Source organism: Pseudomonas sp. G2-4, assembly GCF_030064125.1.
In the GTDB taxonomy this organism is placed as follows: domain Bacteria; phylum Pseudomonadota; class Gammaproteobacteria; order Pseudomonadales; family Pseudomonadaceae; genus Aquipseudomonas.
Genome location: NZ_CP125957.1, coordinates 1,666,919 through 1,686,036, shown reverse-complemented (window position 1 = coordinate 1,686,036; position 19,118 = coordinate 1,666,919). Strand labels below are relative to the sequence as shown.

The window sequence follows — 19,118 nt, the reverse complement described above, 5'->3', positions numbered from 1 at the left end:
TTGTAAAGATTATGTGACAGCTGTAGGGCATTTCCCAGCCGAAAATCTCGATATAGCCGAAGCATGACGCCATCCGTAACGAAAACTTTACGAAATCAGCTATTCTTGGCCTAGCAAGACTGCTTTCTCCTACTGCACGCACCCCTGCTTCGGGTTATCTCTAATGCATCGCTGGACATAAAAACAAACAGCCTTCCCCTCCGAGGGAAATCAGCAGGAGAACAGCATGAAGCAGACGCAGTACGTGGCCCGCGAGCCCGATGCGCAAGGTTTTATCCACTACCCCGCCGAAGAACACGCGGTGTGGAATACGCTGATCACCCGCCAGCTGAAAGTCATCGAAGGTCGTGCGTGCCAGGAATACCTGGACGGCATCGACAAGCTTGGCCTGCCCCACGATCGCATTCCGCAACTGGGCGAAATCAACCAGGTGCTGGGCGCGACCACGGGCTGGCAAGTCGCCCGGGTGCCGGCGCTCATCCCCTTCCAGACATTTTTTGAATTGCTCGCCAACAAGCAGTTTCCAGTCGCGACCTTTATTCGTACCCGTGAAGAACTGGATTACCTGCAAGAGCCGGACATTTTCCACGAGATCTTCGGCCACTGTCCGCTGCTGACCAACCCCTGGTTTGCCGAATTCACCCACACCTACGGCAAACTTGGCCTACAGGCCTCCAAGGAAGAACGCGTCTACCTGGCGCGCCTGTATTGGATGACCATCGAGTTCGGCCTGGTGCAAACCCCGCAAGGCCGGCGCATCTACGGCGGTGGCATCCTCTCTTCGCCGAAGGAAACCGTTTACTGCCTGTCGGACGAGCCGGAGCATCAAGCCTTCGATCCTCTGGAAGCCATGCGCACGCCGTACCGCATCGACATCCTGCAACCCGTGTACTTCGTGCTGCCTGAACTCAAGCGCCTGTTCGACCTGGCCCATGAAGACATCATGAGCATGGTCAAGCGCGGTCGGGAATTGGGCTTGCATACGCCGAAATTTCCACCAAAAGCCGCGTGAACCGCAGCTTTTGGTCTCAATTGAGTCTGTTGCACAGCGCCGCTTTGCTTTAGCGTGGGTGCATCGACGCTTTTCAAATATTCGATCCAGGAACACATGATGAACACTCTGAACCAAGCCCATTGCGAAGCCTGCCGCGCCGACGCCCCGCAAGTCAGCGACGAAGAACTGCCGGTCCTGATCAAGCAGATCCCGGACTGGAACATCGAAGTGCGCGACAGCGTGATGCAGCTGGAAAAAGTCTTCCTGTTCAAGAACTTCAAGCACGCCCTGGCATTCACCAACGCCGTCGGTGAAATCTCCGAGGCCGAAGGCCATCACCCGGGCCTGCTCACCGAATGGGGCAAGGTCACCGTGACCTGGTGGAGCCACTCCATCAAGGGCCTGCACCGCAACGATTTCATCATGGCCGCCCGCACCGATGACGTGGCCAAGACCGCCGAGGGCCGCAAGTAATGCATTTCGATGCCATCGGCCGGGTGCCCGGCGACCCGATCCTCGGCCTGATGGAGGCCTACGGGGCGGACAGTAATCCGAGCAAGTTCGACCTGGGCGTGGGCGTCTATAAAGACGCCCAGGGCCTGACACCGATTCTTCAGTCCGTGAAGCAGGCCGAGCAGCGGCTGGTGGATCGCCAGACCACCAAGACCTACATCGGCGGTCACGGCGACGCCGCGTTCGGCCAGTTGCTCAATGAACTGGTGCTGGGCGCCGACTCACCGCTGATTGGCGAAAAGCGTGCCGGCGCCACCCAGACCCCAGGCGGCACCGGGGCCCTGCGCCTGAGTGCCGACTTCATCGCCCAGTGCCTGCCGGGCCGCGGCGTCTGGCTGAGCAACCCGACCTGGCCGATCCACGAAACCATCTTTGCCGCCGCCGGCGTCAAGGCCAGCCATTATCCCTACGTGGGTGCCGACAATCGCCTGGATTTCGAGGCAATGCTGGCGACCCTGAAGCAGGCGCCGAAAGGCGATGTAGTGCTGCTGCACGCCTGCTGCCACAACCCCACCGGCTTCGACCTGTCCCATGATCAATGGCGCCAGGTGCTGGACGTGGTGCGCAGCCGGGACCTGCTGCCGCTGATCGACTTCGCCTACCAGGGCTTTGGTGATGGGCTGGAGCAGGACGCGTGGGCGGTCCGGCTGTTTGCCGATGCGCTGCCGGAAGTCTTGATCACCAGCTCCTGTTCGAAGAACTTCGGCCTGTACCGCGACCGTACCGGCGCGCTGATCGTCTGCGCCCGGGATGCCGAGAAGCTGGTGGACATCCGCAGTCAACTGGCAAACATCGCTCGTAACCTATGGTCGACACCGCCGGATCATGGCGCAGCAGTGGTGGCGACGATCCTCGGCAACCCGGAACTCAAAAGCCTGTGGGCCGACGAAGTCCAGACCATGCGCTTGCGCATCGCGCAGTTACGTAGTGGCCTGCTGGAAGCCCTTGAGCCCCACGGCTTGCGCGAACGTTTCGCCCACATTGGTTTACAACGCGGAATGTTCTCCTACACCGGCCTGACGCCGGAACAGGTCAAGCACCTGAGGGAGCGGCACAGCGTCTACATGGTGGGCACGGGCCGGGCCAACGTGGCGGGCATCGATGCCACGCGCCTGGACCTGCTGGCCGAGGCTATTGCTGACGCTTGCAAGTAACCCAAGGCCGGGCACTTTCCCCGTGGCGAGGGAGCTTGCTCCCGCTGGGCTGCGCAGCAGCCCTAAAGCAACCGACCTGACACACCTCGGTGTCTGGCGTCAGGGGTGCTTCGCACCCCAGCGGGAGCAAGCTCCCTCGCCACAAGAGCCAAGCTCCCTCGCCACAAGAGCTTCGCCAGGCTATTTCTACTGGCCCGTCCACTCACTGACAAACTCCGACGTTTCCACCTTCGCCGCCGTGCGCGCTTCCTTCTGCGGCGTGCCCAGGTAAAGGAAACCGATCACCTCTTCCCCTTCCTCAAGGCCGAGCCCCTCGGCGACATGAGGCGAGTACGACAGCTCCCCTGTACGCCAGACCCCGCCAACGCCTTGGGCGTAAGCCGCCAGCAGGATGCCGTGGGCCGCGCAACCGGCCGCCAGCCGTTGTTCGGATTTCGGAATTTTGAAATGGTCCTGCAAACGGGCAATGACTACCACGACCAGGGGCGCGCGCAACGGGCCATTGAGGGCCTTTTCCACGACCGCTTCGGGTGCCTGCGGATCATTGAGCCGCGCCGCTTCGGCCAACAGCTCACCCATGCGATGACGCGCCTGCCCTTCGACCGTCAGAAAACGCCATGGCCGCAACTGGCCGTGGTCCGGGGCCCGCATCGCAGCGGCGAACATGACCTCGCGCTGTTCGGGCGTGGGTGCCGGGTCGACCAGGCGCGGGACGGAAACACGGTTGAGCAAAGCGTCGAGAGCCTGCATCGGCCACCTCCTGAAAAAATGTCAGGCTATTCTAGTGGCTTGTACGGCGAGTTCGTTAGTTCAAATTCCGCTACCAGAGGTGCACTTGCCCCAAGCGTCGCCGGGTGCCGGTTTACATGAGGCTTGCCGCAGGTAGAATGGCGCCCTTCCCTTTCAGCCCGAGCGGACTTCATGGCGTTGCCGACCCTGCGGATCATTGGTTTCATTATCGGCATCTTCCTGATCACCCTGGCGATCTTCATGGTCGTGCCCATGGTCACCTTGTTGATCTTCGAGCGTACCGGCGATCTACCGTCGTTCCTCTGGTCGAGCATGATCACCTTCGTCGCCGGCCTGGCCCTCGTTCTTCCCGGGCGCCCGGAACATGTGCACCTGCGCCCGCGCGACATGTACCTGCTGACCGTCAGCAGCTGGCTGGTGGTGTGTATCTTTGCCGCACTGCCTTTCCTGCTGACCCAGCACATCAGCTATACCGATTCGTTCTTCGAAAGCATGTCGGGGATCACCGCCACCGGCGCCACCGTCCTGAGCGGCCTGGACAAGATGTCCCCCGGCATCCTGATGTGGCGCTCGCTGCTGCACTGGCTCGGCGGTATCGGCTTCATCGCCATGGCCGTGGCGATCCTGCCGCTGTTGCGCATCGGTGGCATGCGGCTGTTCCAGACCGAATCGTCCGACCGCTCGGAAAAAGTCATGCCGCGCTCCCACATGGTGGCGCGGCTGATCGTGGCGTCCTACGTGGGCATCACGATTCTCGGTACGCTGGCGCTCTGGTGGGCCGGGATGAGCCTGTTCGACGCCATCAACCATTCGATGTCGGCGATCTCCACGGGTGGTTTCTCCACATCGGACCAGTCCTTGGCCAAGTGGGCTGAACCGGCCGTGCATTGGGTCATCATTGTCATCATGATTCTCGGCAGCCTGCCATTCGCTCTGTACGTCTCGACGTTGCGGGGCAATCGCCGGGCACTGATCAAGGATCAGCAGGTTCAAGGGCTGATAGCGGTGCTACTGGTGACCTGGCTGGTGCTCGGGACCTGGTATTGGTTGACCACCGACCTGCATTGGCTGGATGCGCTGCGGCATGTCGCACTGAACGTGACATCGATCGTCACCACCACCGGCTTTGCCTTGGGGGACTACAGCCTGTGGGGCAATTTCTCACTGATGCTGTTCTTTTACCTGGGCTTCGTCGGCGGCTGTTCGGGCTCGACGGCCGGCGGGATCAAGATCTTCCGCTTCCAAGTGGCCTATATCCTGCTTCGGGCCAACCTTAATCAACTGATCCACCCTCGTGCGGTGATCAAGCAGAAATACAACGGTCACCGTCTCGATGAAGAAATCGTCCGTTCGATCCTCACCTTCTCGTTTTTCTTCGCCATCACCATCTGCGTGATCGCCCTGCTGCTGTCGCTGCTGGGCGTGGAATGGATGACGGCACTGACCGGCGCGGCCAGTACCGTGTCCGGTGTCGGCCCCGGGCTGGGGGAAACCATTGGCCCGGCCGGCAACTTCGCACCGTTGCCGGATGCGGCCAAGTGGATTCTGTCGGGTGGCATGCTGCTGGGCCGGTTGGAGATCATCACGGTGTTCGTGTTGTGTATCCCGGCGTTCTGGCGTCACTGACCGGTTTGACCGCGCTCTGCGCGCGCCCGGTATTCGCCGGGCGTGATGGCGAACCAGCGGCGAAAGGCACGGAAAAAATTGCTCGGATCGGCAAACCCCAACAGATAGGCGATTTCCAGTAGGGTCATGGCCGGTTGCGCCAGGTATTGCTCGGCCAGTTCGCGGCGGGTGTCGTCGAGCAGGCTCTGGAAACTGGTGCCTTCTTCCTGCAAGCGCCGCTGCAAGGTGCGCTGGGACAAGTGTAAGGTCTGCGCCACCACGTCACGCTTGGGCTCGCCCTGGGGCAGTAGCCGGCACAGCACCTGCCGCGCCTTGTGGGTCACACGGCTTCCCGAAAAACGCGCCAGGTACTCACCGGCAAACCGGTCGTGGAGTTGCGCCATGGCCTCGTTGGCCGTGGGCAGCGGCGCTTCCATGTCGGTCCGTTCGAAAATCAGTGCGTCATAGGCGGCGCCGAACACCAGCGGCGCCGGGAAGGCTTGTTGATAAGGGGCCAGGTCCACCGGTTCGGCGCCCTGGAACAACACCTTCACCGGATGCAGGGTGCGTCCGGTCAGCCAGTTACACATCGCCAGTGCACAAGCCAGGGAAGCTTCGGCACTTTGGCGGGTGGGGGGGAGATGGTCGCCATGCACCGTCAGAATCAGCCCGTAGCCCTCTTCCAGCCGGCGAAAACTCAATTCGGCACTTTCAGCAATGATCCGCTGATAACGCACCAGCCGTTGGAAACCCTCCAGCAAGGTGCGGCTGGACATCAAGGCGTAACCGACCACATGAAAGGATGCCGGGCGTACCACTTTACCCATGTTCAGGGCGATGGCCGGGTTGCCCGACAGCTCCACCGCCCGTTGCCAGAGCCGCGTCATCGAATCCTGGGGAAAGCGCGCATCCGGATCGTCCAGCGCATCAAAGTCCAGCCCCAGCTGCTTGAACAGCGCCCGACAATCCAAGCCGTCCATTTCCAGCGCCTTGACAATCCCCATCGCCCAGCTTGAAGAAGTCGTTCGTTCCTTCATGGCGTTTTTACTTGCATGACGAGCCGCAGGGTGCGGCTGGATTTGCGAAGGATACTAAAGTGGCGCTTATTGTCACTGGCCGTTACATATGATCGCTCTAGACTGAAACAAAGAACAATAACCAAAGAGCCTGCTGTCTTGGAAAACACCCGACGTTTCAACACATTCGCTGAGTTCTACCCGTATTACCTCAGCGAACACAGCAACAGCACCTGCCGACGGCTGCACTTTGTCGGCACTTCCCTGCTCATTCTGATTTTAATCCTGGCGCTCATCGCGGGTAGCGGGTGGTGGTTGCTCGCCCTGCCTGTCGCGGGCTACGGCTTCGCCTGGGTCGGGCACTTTTTCTTCGAAAAGAACCGCCCCGCCACTTTCCAGTATCCGTTCTACAGTTTGCTCGGCGACTTCGCCATGTACCGCGACATGCTGCTGGGCAAGGTCGCGTTCTAGCAGCCCAGCCATCAAAGGACGATCGATGAGCTCACGCGCACGCTTTACCCACATGCAGGACGGCACTCAGCAGGATTGGGCGATCATCGCGGCCGACTTCAGTGCCTACGCACGGCAATTGCCGGGCCGGATCCTGGCCCACCTGAAGTTGCTGGACGGAGACTTCGGCGGCTTCCCGGTGGATCGCCTGACCCACTCCCTGCAAACCGCCACCCGTGCCTACCGTGACGGGCGGGACGAGGAATACGTGATCTGCGCCCTGCTCCACGACATCGGCGACACCCTGGGTTCCTACAACCACCCGGACATCGCGGCGGCCATCCTCAAGCCCTTCGTCAGCGCCGACAACCTGTGGATGGTGGAGAAACACGGGATCTTCCAGGGTTATTACTTCTTTCATCACTTGGGCATGGACCGGCACCTGCGGGAGCAATTCAGCGGGCATCCGCAGTACCAGGCGACCATTGATTTTTGTGCGAAGTACGACGCAGCCGCGTTCGATGCCGGGTACGACACCCTGCCGTTGAGTTTCTTCGAGCCGATGCTGGAAAGGGTATTTGCCGCGCCGAAGCAGTCGATCTACAAGGCAGCGATGGCGGAACAGTCGCCGCTCTGACAGACACAGAAACCTATGTGGCGAGGGAGCTTGCTCCCGCTGGGGCGCGAAGCGGCCCTGTTTTTCTGGGGCTCCGACTTCCTGAAGGGGCTTCGCCACCCAGCGGGAGCAAGCTCCCTCGCCACAGGGATTGTATGTTTGCTTGAGAGGCTGTCAGGCCGGCCTACACCGGCTCGGCAACTTTCAACTCGGCCTTGAGCAGCGCCTCCCGCGCCTGAGCCTCCGCCAATCGATACAACTCGATCGACCCATCCCAATGCTCGATCAGCGCCGTGCACGACTCCACCCAGTCGCCACAATTGAGGTACTCCACCTCACCCACCATCCGAATCTCGGCATGGTGAATATGCCCACACACCACGCCGTGCAGTTCGCGCTTCACACACTCATGGGCGATGGCTTCTTCGAAATCGCTGATGAAGCTGACGGCCGTCTTGACCTTGTGCTTGAGATACGCCGATAACGACCAGTAACCGTAGCCATAACGGGCCCGCCAATGGTTGAGCCAGCGGTTCAGCGTGAGGGTGAATTCGTAGGCCGAATCGCCAAGGAACGCCAGCCAACGGTGGTAACGCGTGATGACGTCGAATTGATCGCCATGGATCACCAGCAGGTGCCGACCGTCGGCGGTGACGTGCACGGCTTCGTCCACCAACTGGATATTGCCCAGGATCAGCTTCGAATAACGCCGCAGGAACTCATCATGGTTGCCGGTGACGTAGATGACCTCGGTGCCGCGCTTGCTCATGGTCAGCAGGCGGCGAATGACGTTGGTATGAGCCTGGGGCCAGTACATGCCACCGCGCAGTTTCCAGCCGTCGATGATGTCACCGACCAGGTAGATCTTGTCGGCGTGATAGCCCTTGAGGAACTGCGACAAGTGCTCGGCCTGGCAATCCCGGGTGCCCAAGTGCACGTCGGAAATCCATAGGGTGCGAACACGCTGTTTGCGGCTGGGTCTGGCGAGCTCGGCGCTGGTCATGGGCAACCCTCTGATCGTTTGTGCCACTGTGCACGCCAGCGGTTAATGCCCCATGACAAACACAAGTCGGTTACATGACAGCGCGAGGCGCCGCGCCCTCGGTGTAGACTGACCGCCTGCCACGGGAGACCGCGATGAGACCGATCCTCACGCTACGCCAATACAGCCACGACTTGATTGTCCACAGCCACGACCATGCCCAATTGGTGTTCGGGCTGTCCGGCGCGCTGGATTTCGAGGTCGAAGGGTACGGCAGCCAGGTGGTGCAACAGAGTTTCGTGGTGGTGCCGGCCGGCGCCCATCACGCTTGCGGCAGCCCCCATGGCAGTCGTTGCCTGGTGCTGGATGTGCCGAGCGATGAATGGCTCGGCCAATCCATGGGAGATCATGCCGACGCCAGCCGCCGCTTGCTCGATGACAGCGCTCGCCTGCCCCTGGATGCGGGACAAAGCCAGTTGGTCAGTTGGCTGGCGGGCAGCCCTGTGGAAGACCCCCTGATTGCCCAACAAGGCGCGGTGTTGCTCCTGGCCAGCCTCAATGGCACTCGCCACGAGACGCTCGGCGGTCGGCGCCTGCCCTACGCCGCACTCAATGCCCATATCGACCAATACGCCGCCTATCCACTGCAAGTGGCGGACCTGGCGCAGGTCGCCGGTCTCTCCAGTGCCCGTCTGCACGCGCGTTTTGTCGCCGAATGCGGGCAAACCCCGATGGATTACATCCGCAGCCGCCGTTTGCACAAAGCCGTCGAATTACTGCGCGGTTCGGACCTGCCCATCGGTGAGATCGGCCATCGGGTCGGCTACAGCTCCCAGAGCGCCTTCGCCGCCGCAATGCTGCGCGAATTCGGCGCCACGCCGGGCAAACTGCGGCGCCAACGCTAGCTTCGCGCTAAAAATCGCTAGGATCGCGACAGACAAAAACGGCCGGTTACGGGTTCAATACCCTCATCCGCAACCGTTTGAACAAGGACCGCAATGACGCCCCGTACCGCCCTCGGCGCCCTGCACATTGGCGCACTCATGTTTGGCCTGACCGGTGTGTTCGGCAAACTCGCCGCCGCTTCACCGACAGTCATCGTCTTCGGGCGCGCCGTATTCGCGGTGCTGGCCCTGGCGGTTTTTGCCCGTTTCGCCAGCCGCACCCGCTGGCAGAAACTCCAGGCCCAAGACGCCCGTCGCTTGCTGCTCGGCGGGCTGTTGTTGACCGGGCACTGGGTGAGCTTCTTCATATCGGTGAAAATCGCCGGCGTGGCCATCGCCACATTGGGGTTCGCCAGTTTCCCGGCCTTCACGGTGTTGCTCGAAGGGCTGATTTTTCGCGAGCGGATTCGCGCCAATGAGATTCTGCTGGTGGTGTTGGTGAGCGTTGGCCTGGTGCTGGTTACGCCGGACTTCGACATGGCCAGTGGCGCCACCACCGGTCTGCTGTGGGCGGTGGCCTCGGGATTGCTGTTTTCCCTGCTGTCATTGACCAACCGCGCCGGTTCCGCTCGGGTGCCGCCGGTCCAATCCGCGCTGTGCCAGAACCTGGTGGTCGGGTTGTGCCTGTTGCCGATGGCCGCGCCGCAACTGAGCGACGTGCGCCCGCTCGACTGGCTGTGGATCGCCCTGCTCGGCGTGCTCTGCACCGGCCTGGCCCACAGCCTGTTCGTCGCCAGCCTGGCGGTGATCAAGGCCCGCACCGCAGCGGTGGTGTTCGCCATGGAGCCGGTCTACGGCATCACCATGGCCTGGCTGCTGTTCGATGAAAATCCGACCCTGCGCATGCTGCTTGGCGGCGTGGTGATCATCGCCGCCATCGTCGTGTCGAGCCAACTGGGCAGCGGCTCAAAGAAACCCGGGGTTGGCACCGAAGCAACGTCTCACTGAACCCGGTCGTTGTGGCCGAGATCCCGCGCCGGGTCGATCTGATCGCGGACCCGCTGCTTGAGGATCTTGGCTTCCGGAAAGCCACCGTCAGCCTTGCGCTCCCAGAGCTGCGTGCCGTCGCAGCTGATGTGGAATATCCCGCCGGTGCCCGGCACCAAAGACACTTTGCCCAAGTCGTCGCCGAAAGTGCTGAGCAGTTCCTGGGCCAGCCAGGCGGCACGCAACAGCCATTGGCATTGGGTGCAATAGGTGATGACGACTTCCGGTTTGTGTTCGCTCATTGCCGGTGGACTCCTGGGTTCGAAGGCGTCGCTATAATACCCGCCTTTGACCGCCCGCCCGAGATTGACGATGCGCCGCCTGCTGCCCTGCCTGCTTCTGTTGCTATTGCCCCTGTTCACTCATGCCGTCGAAGCGCCGCGCCCGAAAATCGGCCTGGTGTTGTCCGGCGGCGCGGCACGCGGCCTGGCCCACATCGGCGTGCTCAAGGCCTTGGAAGAGCAAGGCATCAAGATCGATGCGATTGCCGGCACCAGCATGGGCGCGGTGATCGGCGGGTTGTATGCCTCGGGCTACAAGATCGACGAGCTGGAAAAACTCGCCCTGGGCATTGACTGGCAACAAGCGCTGTCCGATGCGCCGCCGCGCAAGGACGTGCCCTTCCGGCGCAAGCAGGATGACCGGGATTTCCTGGTGAAACAGAAACTGAGCTTTCGCGATGACGGCAGCCTCGGCCTGCCACTGGGGGTCATTCAGGGACAGAACCTGGCCCTGCTGCTCGAAAGCCTGTTGGCCCATGCCAGCGACACTCGGGACTTCGACAAACTGCCAATCCCTTTCCGCGCGGTCGCGACCGACATCGCCAGCGGCGAAAAAGTGGTGTTCAGCAAAGGCCATCTGCCCAAGGTGATTCGCGCCAGCATGTCGATCCCAGCGGTGTTCGCTCCGGTGGAACTGGATGGCCGGCTGTTGGTGGACGGCGGCATGAGCGACAATATCCCGTTGGACGTGGCCCGGCAGATGGGCGTAGACGTGGCCATCGTGGTCGACATCGGCACACCTCTGCGCAACCGCAAGCAATTGGTCACGGTACTCGACGTGTTGAACCAGTCGACGACCTTGATGACCCGGCGTAACTCTGAAGAGCAACTGGCGACGCTGAAAAAAGACGACGTGCTGATCCAGCCGGCCCTGGCGAGCTTCGGCTCTACTGACTTCGGCCGAGCCCAGGAAATGATCGACGCCGGCTACCGCGCCACCCGGATACTCGAGGTCCGCCTCGCGCGCCTGCGTCCGGCGGAGCCGACCGATCCCGCACTCACGGCGGCGCGTACCCCGAGCGAACGCACACCGGTCATCACCGCGATTCGGGTAGATAACGATTCGAAAGTCGGCGACGACGTGATTCGCTACTACGTTCGCCAGCAAATCGGTGAACCGCTGGACCTGGGTCGCTTGCAGACCGACATGGGTACGCTGTACGGCCTGGATTACTTCGAACAGGTGCAATACCGTGTGGTGCACAAGGGGGCGGACCATACACTGGTGATCAGCGCCCGGGGCAAACGCACCGGCACTGATTACCTGCGGCTGGGGCTGAGCCTTTCGGACGACATGCGCGGCGACAGCGCCTTCAACCTCGGCGCCAGTTATCGGGTCAACGGCATCAATCGCCTGGGCGCCGAATGGCTGACCCGGGCGCAAATCGGCGGCAAGCAAGAGTTGTACAGCGAGTTCTACCAGCCGCTGGATGTTGGCTCGCGCTACTTCATCGCCCCCTATGGGCAATTCGAATCGCGCAACGTGGAATCGATCCTGGACAACGATCCAGTGGCCCAGTATCGCGTCGAGCGCTATGGCTTCGGCCTGAACGTGGGCCGCCAGATCGGCAACAGTGGTGAAATCCGTTTCGGTGTCGGCCAAGCCTGGGGCAAGGCGGACGTGCGCATTGGCGACCACGACCAGCCCAGCGAGAACTTCAACGAGGGTTTCTACGAACTTAAATACTCATTCGATTCCTTCGACAACGTGTATTTCCCCCACGAAGGCGAAGACATCGGCCTGACCTGGCGCCAGTATGAACCGGGACTGGGTTCCGATGAGCGTTATCGCCAGTGGGAGTTCAAGCTGGACAAGGCCCTGAGCAGCGGCCCGGACACCTTCATCCTCGGCGGACGCTATGGCCGTACCCTCGACACGGCCGAAGTGGTGACTTCAAGCTTTGTGCTCGGTGGTGCGCGGCAGTTGTCAGGCTTTCGCGAAGACGGCATATCCGGGCAGAACGTAAGCCTGATGCGCGCAGTGTATTACCGCCGGCTCACGCCACGCGCCTACCTGCCGCTGGACTTTCCGCTGTACATCGGCGGCTCGCTGGAACGCGGTCGGGCGTGGAACAACGACAATGAGTTCGACAGCGGCTACATCAATGCCGCCAGTATTTTCCTGGGGTTTGACACGCCACTGGGGCCATTGAATTTCAGTTATGGCTTTAACGATGATGATGAGCGGGCGGTTTACCTGAATCTGGGGCAGACGTTCTAAAGGGCTGAAAGTTTGCCTGGGAAAGATTGACAGCCTGACAGGCCGTCATCGCGAGCAAGCTCGCTCCCACAGGGGTTTGCGGTGTACCCCCCCAACTGTGGGAGCGAGCTTGCTCGCGATAGCGCCGGCACAAGCAACACCCATCGATAGAGCTTCAGCGAATCCCTGCCAGCAACACCCGGGCAGTCTGCTTGAGGGGTTCGTCACCCTCTTCGAGCAATTCTTCAAGCAGGGTGATGGCGGTCTGCACATCGCCATCGTCGATGCAGTTCTGCGCCTGCTCCAGTTTGATCGAATGCTCCGGTGCCTGAGGCTTGAAGGACACGGCCTCGAAGGACACAGGTTCGAGGGGCATGGGTTCGAGTGATAGCGACTCCAGCTCCAGGGACTGCTCTTCATCGGCAAAACCGTCGAGAAAAGCATCGTCCAGCGACTCGGTTTCCAGTGGCGCGCCCCATTGCAGGTCCGCCTCGTCGAAACCCGAGAGTGATAACTCCTCGGGCGCATTGACAGCAGGCGATGGCGCGGCACTTTTTCCGGGGGCGTTGTCCGGGGCATCGGTCAGGTCCCAGCTGCTCTCCATGGACAGCGCCTCAAGATCCAACTCGAACTCGTCGCCGGGTGCGCCTGTAGGTTCAGGTACAGAGGCCGGTGCCAGCGGTTCGACCGGCGCCACCACAGGGGGCGTGATCGCCGCGACCTTAGGGTAGCGTCCACGAATCTCCTCCAGCGTTCCTGCATCAACGCCCTGGGCCAATAGATGATGTTCCTGGGCCTGGAAACCGATGATGTCGCCCTGCTTGCCCAGTACTTCCAGCAATTTAAGCCCGAGATCGGTGCGCTCCGGCTCCGCCAGTAACGCGGCCCGCAGCAACCCTGCGGCTTCGGTGAAACGCCCATAAGTCAGGTAGATCCCGACGCCGTCCAGCACATCCCCCAAGGGCGCGTCACCATTATGGAACGACGCGGCTGCCTCGGGCTGCTTCGTGTCGGTTGTCGAGGCATAGGTGTCGGTGTCGTCCTCCAGCATCGGTTCGGGATGCCCGGGCATTGGCTGCACTTCAGCCTGCTCCTGCTGCCGACGACGGAGCAACAGTAACAGCACCAGCAAACCCAGCAGGCCCACCAACCCCGCTACCCACAGCCAGTCAATGCCCTCAGCTTCTGGAACCGGTTCTGTCACTGACGGTGCGGCTGTCTCCGCTACGGGTGCCGGTGGCTCCGATTGCTGCGACGGCACCGCAACCGAAGCAGGCATGACCTCGGCCAGTTGCGTCTGCAATTCGCTGATCTGCTTGCGCTGGCCGGCAATTTCCTGGTCCTGGGCCTGAAGGCGGGCCTGCAGCTCGTCGATGGTTTGCTGTTGCTGTTGGTTCTGCAGCACGCTGGCAGCCAATTGCTCGTCGGACGCGACGGAGGCCGGGGCAGCCGCTTGAGCAGGCGTTGGCAGCACCGCCGAGTCGGGCAACAGCAAGCGCTGCCCGATGGAGAGCCGGTCGCTGCCAGGGTTCAGAGCCTGGATCCCTTGCATCAGCTCATTGACCGACGCGTTGCTGCCGGCGTCATGCAGGCGTTTGGCGATGACCCAAGGATTGTCCCCCTGCACGACCGTGTAGCGTTTGCCCTGTACCGCTGGGGGCGGCTTGATGGCAGGCGCTGCCTGGGTCGCCAGCGAGGACTGGGGAGCGTCTGCGGGTTCGTCACGAGCCGGCACGATACCCGGCGTGCCTGGCGGATCGAGCAGCACGGTGTATTCGCGCAGCAGACGCCCGTTGGGCTGATTGAGTTGCACCAGGAAATTGAGGAACGGTTCCTCGACGGGTTTGCTGGAGGTCACCCGAATGAAACTGCGCTCACCGCGCAGCACGGGCGTGAAGCGCAGGCTGTTGAGAAAGAACACCCGCTCCACACCCGCACGGCTGAAATCGTCAGGGTTGGCCAGGCTGGCCGACAAATCGCCCTCACTCACGCCAGCCACATCGACCAGGGCGATATCGGCGCGCAATGGCTGGTTCAAAGCGGAATGAAGCGTGATCTCCCCCAGCCCCAGCGCGGAGGCCAAAGCCGAATACCCAAGGGCCCCCACGACGACCGACACGTTGACCCAACTGCGCAACGTGGACTGCAAACTTCCAAGCATGGGCATCCCTTTCAATTACCAGACTGGGCGAAACGCATCCAATACGAACGCCTAGTACTGGTTATAGTTCGCTAATCGCCGAATCTCAAAAGTCTGGCGCCGGGGATGTGCCTCAGGATTTTTCCAGGTTGGCCAGGATCGTGCCGTGGACCCGCATGCACACGCGCATGTCCGCCTCATCGACGCCCTCGAACAACTCCCGGCGCAATTGGGTGGCGATGGTTTCGATTTGTTCGATCAACGGTCGGGCTGGCGCACAGAGCACGATTTTCTTCGCCCGGCGATCCTCCGCCACGGCTTGGCGCTGCACCAGCCCCTGGGTTTCCAGGCTGTCAAGCAATCGGGCCAGGGTCGGGCCTTCGACGGCGACGCTCTGGGCCAGTTCACGCTGGGTCGGCGCCTGTTCGAAACGGGCCAGGTGCAGCAGCACCAGCCAGCGCGCCTGGGACAGGCCGAGCCCGGCCAGGCGACGATCCAGCTCGGCGCGCCAGCCTCGAGACATTTGCGCCAGCTGCATGCCAAAACGGTGTTGATCGGTTAAAGGCATATAAGAACTCATCAGATCTGAAATAGAGAAAAACTAATTATTAGTCAGCTAAGCATGAGCTTCGGATTCAAGCAAGGTTTGCCCTGTACTGAATCGTTAAAGGTGCGTAACTCATTGATCAAACTTCGAATTCCGACTGCAATGCAGCCCTGACGCAATACAGGACACCTTCAGGCACTCGGCCGACAAACAGCGCGGCGATTTCCGACACCGGCGGTAACTCGCCTTCGCCATCCAGAAACGCATCCTGCACCTCGCCCATCAACTCCTCGGGCAAGTCCAGTGCCTGCTCCAGGGACAATTGCTGTTTACCGATGGCCTCGGCCAACATCGCGTAGACGTTCTTCTCAGAACATTGCAGTTGCCCGGCGATCTGCAGCGGCGTCATTCCGGCGCGGGCCAGGGTGATCAGTTCGTGGCGTACATCGGCCACCACTTTCGGCGCCTCGACCTCGCCACCGAGCACCTGGAGGAAGGCCTCGCCATAACGTTCCAGCTTGCGCGCGCCGACGCCACTGACCCGGGCCATTTCGGCCAGGGACGTAGGCTGGCTGCGGAGCATTTCCAGCAGCGTCGAGTCGGGGAAAATGACGTACGGCGGCACACCGTGTTCTTCGGCCAGCTTGCGGCGCAGGGCGCGCAAGGCTTCCCACTGATCGCGCTCTTCACCGCGCACCAGTTGGCTGGCCTGGCTCTTGCTGCTCTTGACCGCCGTCGCCGGCTTGAGGTCGCGGCGCAGTTCGAGGGAGACCTCGCCCTTGAGCAAGGGCCGGCAGCTCGCACTCAGGCGCAGGCCGCCGTAGCCTTCCAGGTCGATGTCGGCCAGGCCGCGGGCCACCAGCTGTCGGAACAGTGATCGCCATTCGCCCTCGGTGCGGGCCTTGCCCACCCCGAAGACCGAAAGATGTTGGTGGCCGAAGTTGCGGACCTTCTCGTTGTCCTTGCCCAGCAACACGTCCACCAAATGCCCCACCCCGTAGCGCTGGCCGGTGCGATAGATGGCCGACAACGCCTGGCGGGCCGGTTCGGTGGCGTCCCAGGTTTCCACGCCGTCGACGCAATTGTCGCAATGCCCACAAGGCTGGGGCATGTCTTCATCGAAATAGGCCAGCAGGGTCTGGCGACGGCAGCGGGTTTCTTCGCAGAGCGAGAGCATGGCGTCGAGCTTGTGCTGCTCCAGGCGCTTGTGGCGCTCGTCGCCTTCGGAGTTCTGCAGCATCTGCTTGAGCATCACCACGTCTTGCAGGCCGTAGGCCATCCAGGCATCGGCCGGCAAGCCATCACGGCCGGCACGCCCGGTTTCCTGATAATAGGCCTCGAGGGATTTGGGCAAGTCCAGGTGAGCGACAAAACGCACGTTGGGTTTGTCGATCCCCATGCCGAACGCCACGGTGGCCACCATGATCAGGCCTTCCTCGTTGAGGAAACGCTTCTGATGGTAAGCCCGCAGGTCATTGGGCAGCCCAGCGTGATATGGCAACGCCGGAAAGCCCTGCTCGCACAGGAACGCCGCCACTTCATCGACCTTCTTGCGCGACAGGCAATAGACAATGCCGGCATCGCTGCGCCGCTCGGCGAGGAAGACCAGCAACTGCTTGCGCGGCTGCTCCTTGGGCACGATGCGGTAGAAAATGTTGGGCCGGTCGAAGCTCGACAGGAACCGCTCGGCGTCCTGCAAGTGCAGGCGCTCGACGATTTCTTCACGGGTGCGTTTGTCGGCGGTGGCGGTCAGGGCGATACGCGGCACGTCGGGGAACAGCTCCGCCAGTTGCCCCAATTGCAGGTATTCGCGGCGGAAATCATGACCCCATTGGGACACGCAGTGGGCTTCATCAATGGCGAACAGGGCGATTTCCAGGCTCTGCAGGAACGCCAGCATGCGCGGCTGCACCAGGCGTTCGGGCGCCAGGTAGAGCATTTTCACTTCGCCACGCTTGATGCGCGTCGCCAGGTCTCGCTGTTGCTCGGCGCTCAAGGTGGAATTCAGCGCCGCCGCGGCAACGCCCAGCTCTTCAAGGGTCGCGACCTGGTCATCCATCAATGCGATCAGCGGCGATACCACCACCGCCAGGCCGTCGCGCAGCAGCGCCGGCACCTGGAAACACAAAGACTTGCCGCCGCCGGTGGGCATCAGCACCAGGGCATCGCCGCCGCTGGCCACGCGCTCAATAATGGCACCCTGACGGCCACGGAAACTGTCGTAGCCGAAGATGTCCTTGAGGACGCGTTGAGCCTGTTCGAGCATAGAAACTCCAAAAATCACCGAAACATCCCTGCAAGGCTGGTTCAGAATCACAAAAGCCGCACCGGCAAATCGTAAGTGCGCGTTTCGAACCGGTGGGGACGCCGCAGGGCATCACAAAACGCGGCAGTATACCCGAGGCCTTCGTCGCGAAGGGCGCTGCTGACAAGAGGTGCTTGAGACGAGAGCTGGAAAAGGCACGAACCCGTGGCGAGGGAGCTTGCTCCCGCTGGGTGGCGAAGCCGCCCCAAAAAAACAGGGCCGCTGCGCGCCCCAACGGGAGCAAGCTCCCTCGCCACGGGGGATATGTGCCAGTGCATGGGGGCAACCCAGCCCTTACCGGCAAGGCAAATACGCCACGCGGCTGGCCTGTGCGCTCAAGAAGGCCTAGAATTCCCGCATTGTTTATTCCCCAAGGTAGCCCGTAATGTCCTTCGCTGAGCAACTGACCCGCCTGCAAGTCTTCCTCGACGCTGATGAGCTGCACGAAGAGGCGCTGGATTACGTGGCCGCTCACGGCTATCTGACCGCCCTGTCGATCTGCTCCGAAACGGTGCCGGATCGTGAATGGATCGACGCCCTGTTCGCCGAGGAGCCGCATTACAGCGACGAAGCCCAGCGCGCCGAAATCGAAGCCACGTTGGTAGGCCTCAAGGCCCACATCGCCCGTCAATTGGCTTCCGACGAAGAATTCGAGCTGCCGTGCGAACTGGACCTGGGCGATGACCCGGACGATTCGGAACTGCGTGGCTGGTGCATCGGCTTCATGGAAGGTGTGTTCCTGCGCGAAGCCGCCTGGTTCGAAACCGCCGAGGAAGAAGTCAGCGAAATGTTGCTGCCGATCATGGTGGGTTCCGGCCTGTTCGACGAACAACCGGAGTTTTCCGATATCGCCGCCGACGCGAACCTGATGGACGACATGATCGTACAGATCCCGGAAGCCCTCACCGCCCTGTACCTGCTGTGCAACGCTCCAGACGAGAAACCGGCGATCCTCAAGCCGCGCCACCACTGAGCGACCGGGTGCACGCGCCCATTGGCAATCGCTCGCTGATCCTGCGTTACGTTCTGCTGGCCATTGGCTGGCTGAGCGTGGCACTGGGGGTCATTGGCATCTTCGTTCCCGTACTGCCCACCACTCCTTTCCTGCTGCTGGCCGCCGCCTGCTTCGCCCGCAGCTCGCCACGCTTCTATCGCTGGCTGGTGAGCCATCCCCGCCTCGGCCCCTGGATCAGCGACTACCTCAGTGGCAACGGCATCCCGCTCAAGGGCAAGGTCTACGCCATCGGGCTGATGTGGGTGAGCATCCTCTTTTCCTGCTACCTGGTGCCCCTGCCGTGGGCGCGAGGGTTCATGCTGACCAGTGCGGTGCTGGTGACGGTCTACATCCTCAGGCAGAAGACATTGCGCAGGCCTTGAATGTGGCACGAGCCTGGATCTCCTGTGGCGAGGGAGCTTGCTCCCGCTGGGTGGCGAAGCCGCCCCAGATGCAACAACTCAATCCTCCAGGCACACCGCGTCAGGCAATTTACGACTGCTGCGCAGCCGAGCGGGAGCAAGCTCCCTCGCCACAAAGGCATGCATGCGTCCAGCAAATCTGTGGATCCACCCACAAGTTTCAGAAAAACAAAACCCGCCATTTCCAGACCGGAAATCGCGGGTTTTGTTATTTCAGC

The 19,118-nt window shown here is 61.8% G+C and carries 17 protein-coding genes and 1 pseudogene; 11 read left to right on the top strand and 7 right to left on the bottom strand.

Annotation, left to right across the window (positions count from 1 at the left end):
• Positions 1-226 precede the first annotated feature (226 nt).
• The 3 genes from phhA (at position 227) to QNH97_RS07495 (ending at position 2,661) form a co-directional block, all read left to right on the top strand.
• A complete protein-coding gene (gene phhA, locus QNH97_RS07505) occupies positions 227-1,012 on the top strand; it encodes a phenylalanine 4-monooxygenase (RefSeq protein ID WP_283556272.1) in 786 nt (261 codons plus the stop codon).
• A 99-nt stretch (positions 1,013-1,111) separates the two neighbouring features.
• The gene (locus QNH97_RS07500; protein WP_013692526.1) at positions 1,112-1,468 is read left to right on the top strand and encodes a 4a-hydroxytetrahydrobiopterin dehydratase; all 357 of its coding nucleotides are present in this window, start codon (positions 1,112-1,114) and stop codon (positions 1,466-1,468) included.
• On the top strand, positions 1,468-2,661 hold the full coding sequence (locus tag QNH97_RS07495) for an amino acid aminotransferase (RefSeq protein WP_283556271.1): 1,194 nt from the start codon (positions 1,468-1,470) through the stop codon (positions 2,659-2,661). The genes QNH97_RS07500 and QNH97_RS07495 overlap by 1 nt, the downstream gene beginning before the upstream one ends.
• Before the next feature lie 186 nt (positions 2,662-2,847).
• On the opposite strand, the gene QNH97_RS07490 is transcribed toward QNH97_RS07495, so the two are convergent.
• Entirely contained in the window at positions 2,848-3,411 is a 564-nt protein-coding gene (locus QNH97_RS07490) for an NAD(P)H nitroreductase (protein WP_283556270.1), read from the bottom strand.
• 171 nt (positions 3,412-3,582) lie between these two features.
• Here QNH97_RS07490 and QNH97_RS07485 point away from each other — a divergent pair, with 171 nt between their 5' ends.
• On the top strand, positions 3,583-5,037 hold the full coding sequence (locus tag QNH97_RS07485; RefSeq protein ID WP_283556269.1) for a TrkH family potassium uptake protein: 1,455 nt from the start codon (positions 3,583-3,585) through the stop codon (positions 5,035-5,037).
• Here QNH97_RS07485 and QNH97_RS07480 read toward each other — a convergent pair.
• Positions 4,994-6,053: pseudogene (locus QNH97_RS07480) on the bottom strand (AraC family transcriptional regulator). The gene QNH97_RS07485 and the pseudogene QNH97_RS07480 overlap by 44 nt on opposite strands.
• Positions 6,054-6,191: 138 nt before the next feature.
• On the opposite strand from QNH97_RS07480, the gene QNH97_RS07475 reads away from it, so the two are divergent.
• Positions 6,192-6,503 (top strand): Mpo1-like protein, encoded by a 312-nt coding sequence (locus QNH97_RS07475; RefSeq protein WP_283556268.1) that lies wholly within the window; start codon positions 6,192-6,194, stop codon positions 6,501-6,503.
• Between the two features lie 25 nt (positions 6,504-6,528).
• Positions 6,529-7,119: an HD domain-containing protein gene (locus QNH97_RS07470; RefSeq protein WP_283556267.1), complete on the top strand. Its 591-nt coding sequence runs from the start codon at positions 6,529-6,531 to the stop codon at positions 7,117-7,119.
• A gap of 163 nt (positions 7,120-7,282) precedes the next feature.
• Here the strand turns inward: QNH97_RS07470 and QNH97_RS07465 are convergent, their stop codons facing one another.
• Positions 7,283-8,101, bottom strand: a complete 819-nt coding sequence (locus QNH97_RS07465; RefSeq protein WP_283556266.1) for a UDP-2,3-diacylglucosamine diphosphatase — start codon at positions 8,099-8,101, stop codon at positions 7,283-7,285.
• 134 nt (positions 8,102-8,235) lie between these two features.
• On the opposite strand from QNH97_RS07465, the gene QNH97_RS07460 reads away from it, so the two are divergent.
• Both QNH97_RS07460 and QNH97_RS07455 read left to right on the top strand, forming a co-directional pair.
• Positions 8,236-8,985: a helix-turn-helix transcriptional regulator gene (locus tag QNH97_RS07460; RefSeq protein WP_283556265.1), complete on the top strand. Its 750-nt coding sequence runs from the start codon at positions 8,236-8,238 to the stop codon at positions 8,983-8,985.
• 93 nt (positions 8,986-9,078) lie between these two features.
• Positions 9,079-9,972: a DMT family transporter gene (locus tag QNH97_RS07455; RefSeq protein WP_283556264.1), complete on the top strand. Its 894-nt coding sequence runs from the start codon at positions 9,079-9,081 to the stop codon at positions 9,970-9,972.
• Here the strand turns inward: QNH97_RS07455 and QNH97_RS07450 are convergent.
• Positions 9,966-10,253, bottom strand: a complete 288-nt coding sequence (locus QNH97_RS07450) for an Rdx family protein (RefSeq protein WP_283556263.1) — start codon at positions 10,251-10,253, stop codon at positions 9,966-9,968. The genes QNH97_RS07455 and QNH97_RS07450 overlap by 7 nt on opposite strands.
• A 70-nt stretch (positions 10,254-10,323) precedes the next feature.
• On the opposite strand from QNH97_RS07450, the gene QNH97_RS07445 reads away from it, so the two are divergent.
• Positions 10,324-12,513 (top strand): patatin-like phospholipase family protein, encoded by a 2,190-nt coding sequence (locus QNH97_RS07445; RefSeq protein ID WP_283556262.1) that lies wholly within the window; start codon positions 10,324-10,326, stop codon positions 12,511-12,513.
• 154 nt (positions 12,514-12,667) lie between these two features.
• On the opposite strand, the gene QNH97_RS07440 is transcribed toward QNH97_RS07445, so the two are convergent.
• The 3 genes from QNH97_RS07440 to recQ form a co-directional block, all read right to left on the bottom strand.
• Positions 12,668-14,653: a FimV/HubP family polar landmark protein gene (locus QNH97_RS07440; protein ID WP_283556261.1), complete on the bottom strand. Its 1,986-nt coding sequence runs from the start codon at positions 14,651-14,653 to the stop codon at positions 12,668-12,670.
• Between the two features lie 112 nt (positions 14,654-14,765).
• The gene (locus QNH97_RS07435) at positions 14,766-15,200 is read right to left on the bottom strand and encodes a MarR family transcriptional regulator (RefSeq protein ID WP_003184113.1); all 435 of its coding nucleotides are present in this window, start codon (positions 15,198-15,200) and stop codon (positions 14,766-14,768) included.
• Positions 15,201-15,318: 118 nt separating this feature from the next.
• Complete coding sequence (recQ, locus tag QNH97_RS07430) at positions 15,319-17,445, bottom strand: DNA helicase RecQ (protein WP_283556260.1); 2,127 nt, start codon at positions 17,443-17,445, stop codon at positions 15,319-15,321.
• Positions 17,446-17,869: 424 nt separating this feature from the next.
• Here recQ and QNH97_RS07425 point away from each other — a divergent pair, with 424 nt between their 5' ends.
• Both QNH97_RS07425 and QNH97_RS07420 read left to right on the top strand, forming a co-directional pair.
• Entirely contained in the window at positions 17,870-18,457 is a 588-nt protein-coding gene (locus QNH97_RS07425) for a UPF0149 family protein (RefSeq protein ID WP_025212452.1), read from the top strand.
• Between the two features lie 8 nt (positions 18,458-18,465).
• Positions 18,466-18,861 carry a YbaN family protein gene (locus QNH97_RS07420; protein WP_283556259.1) on the top strand — a complete coding sequence of 132 codons (396 nt, stop codon included), beginning with the start codon at positions 18,466-18,468 and terminating at the stop codon, positions 18,859-18,861.
• Positions 18,862-19,118 lie beyond the last annotated feature (257 nt).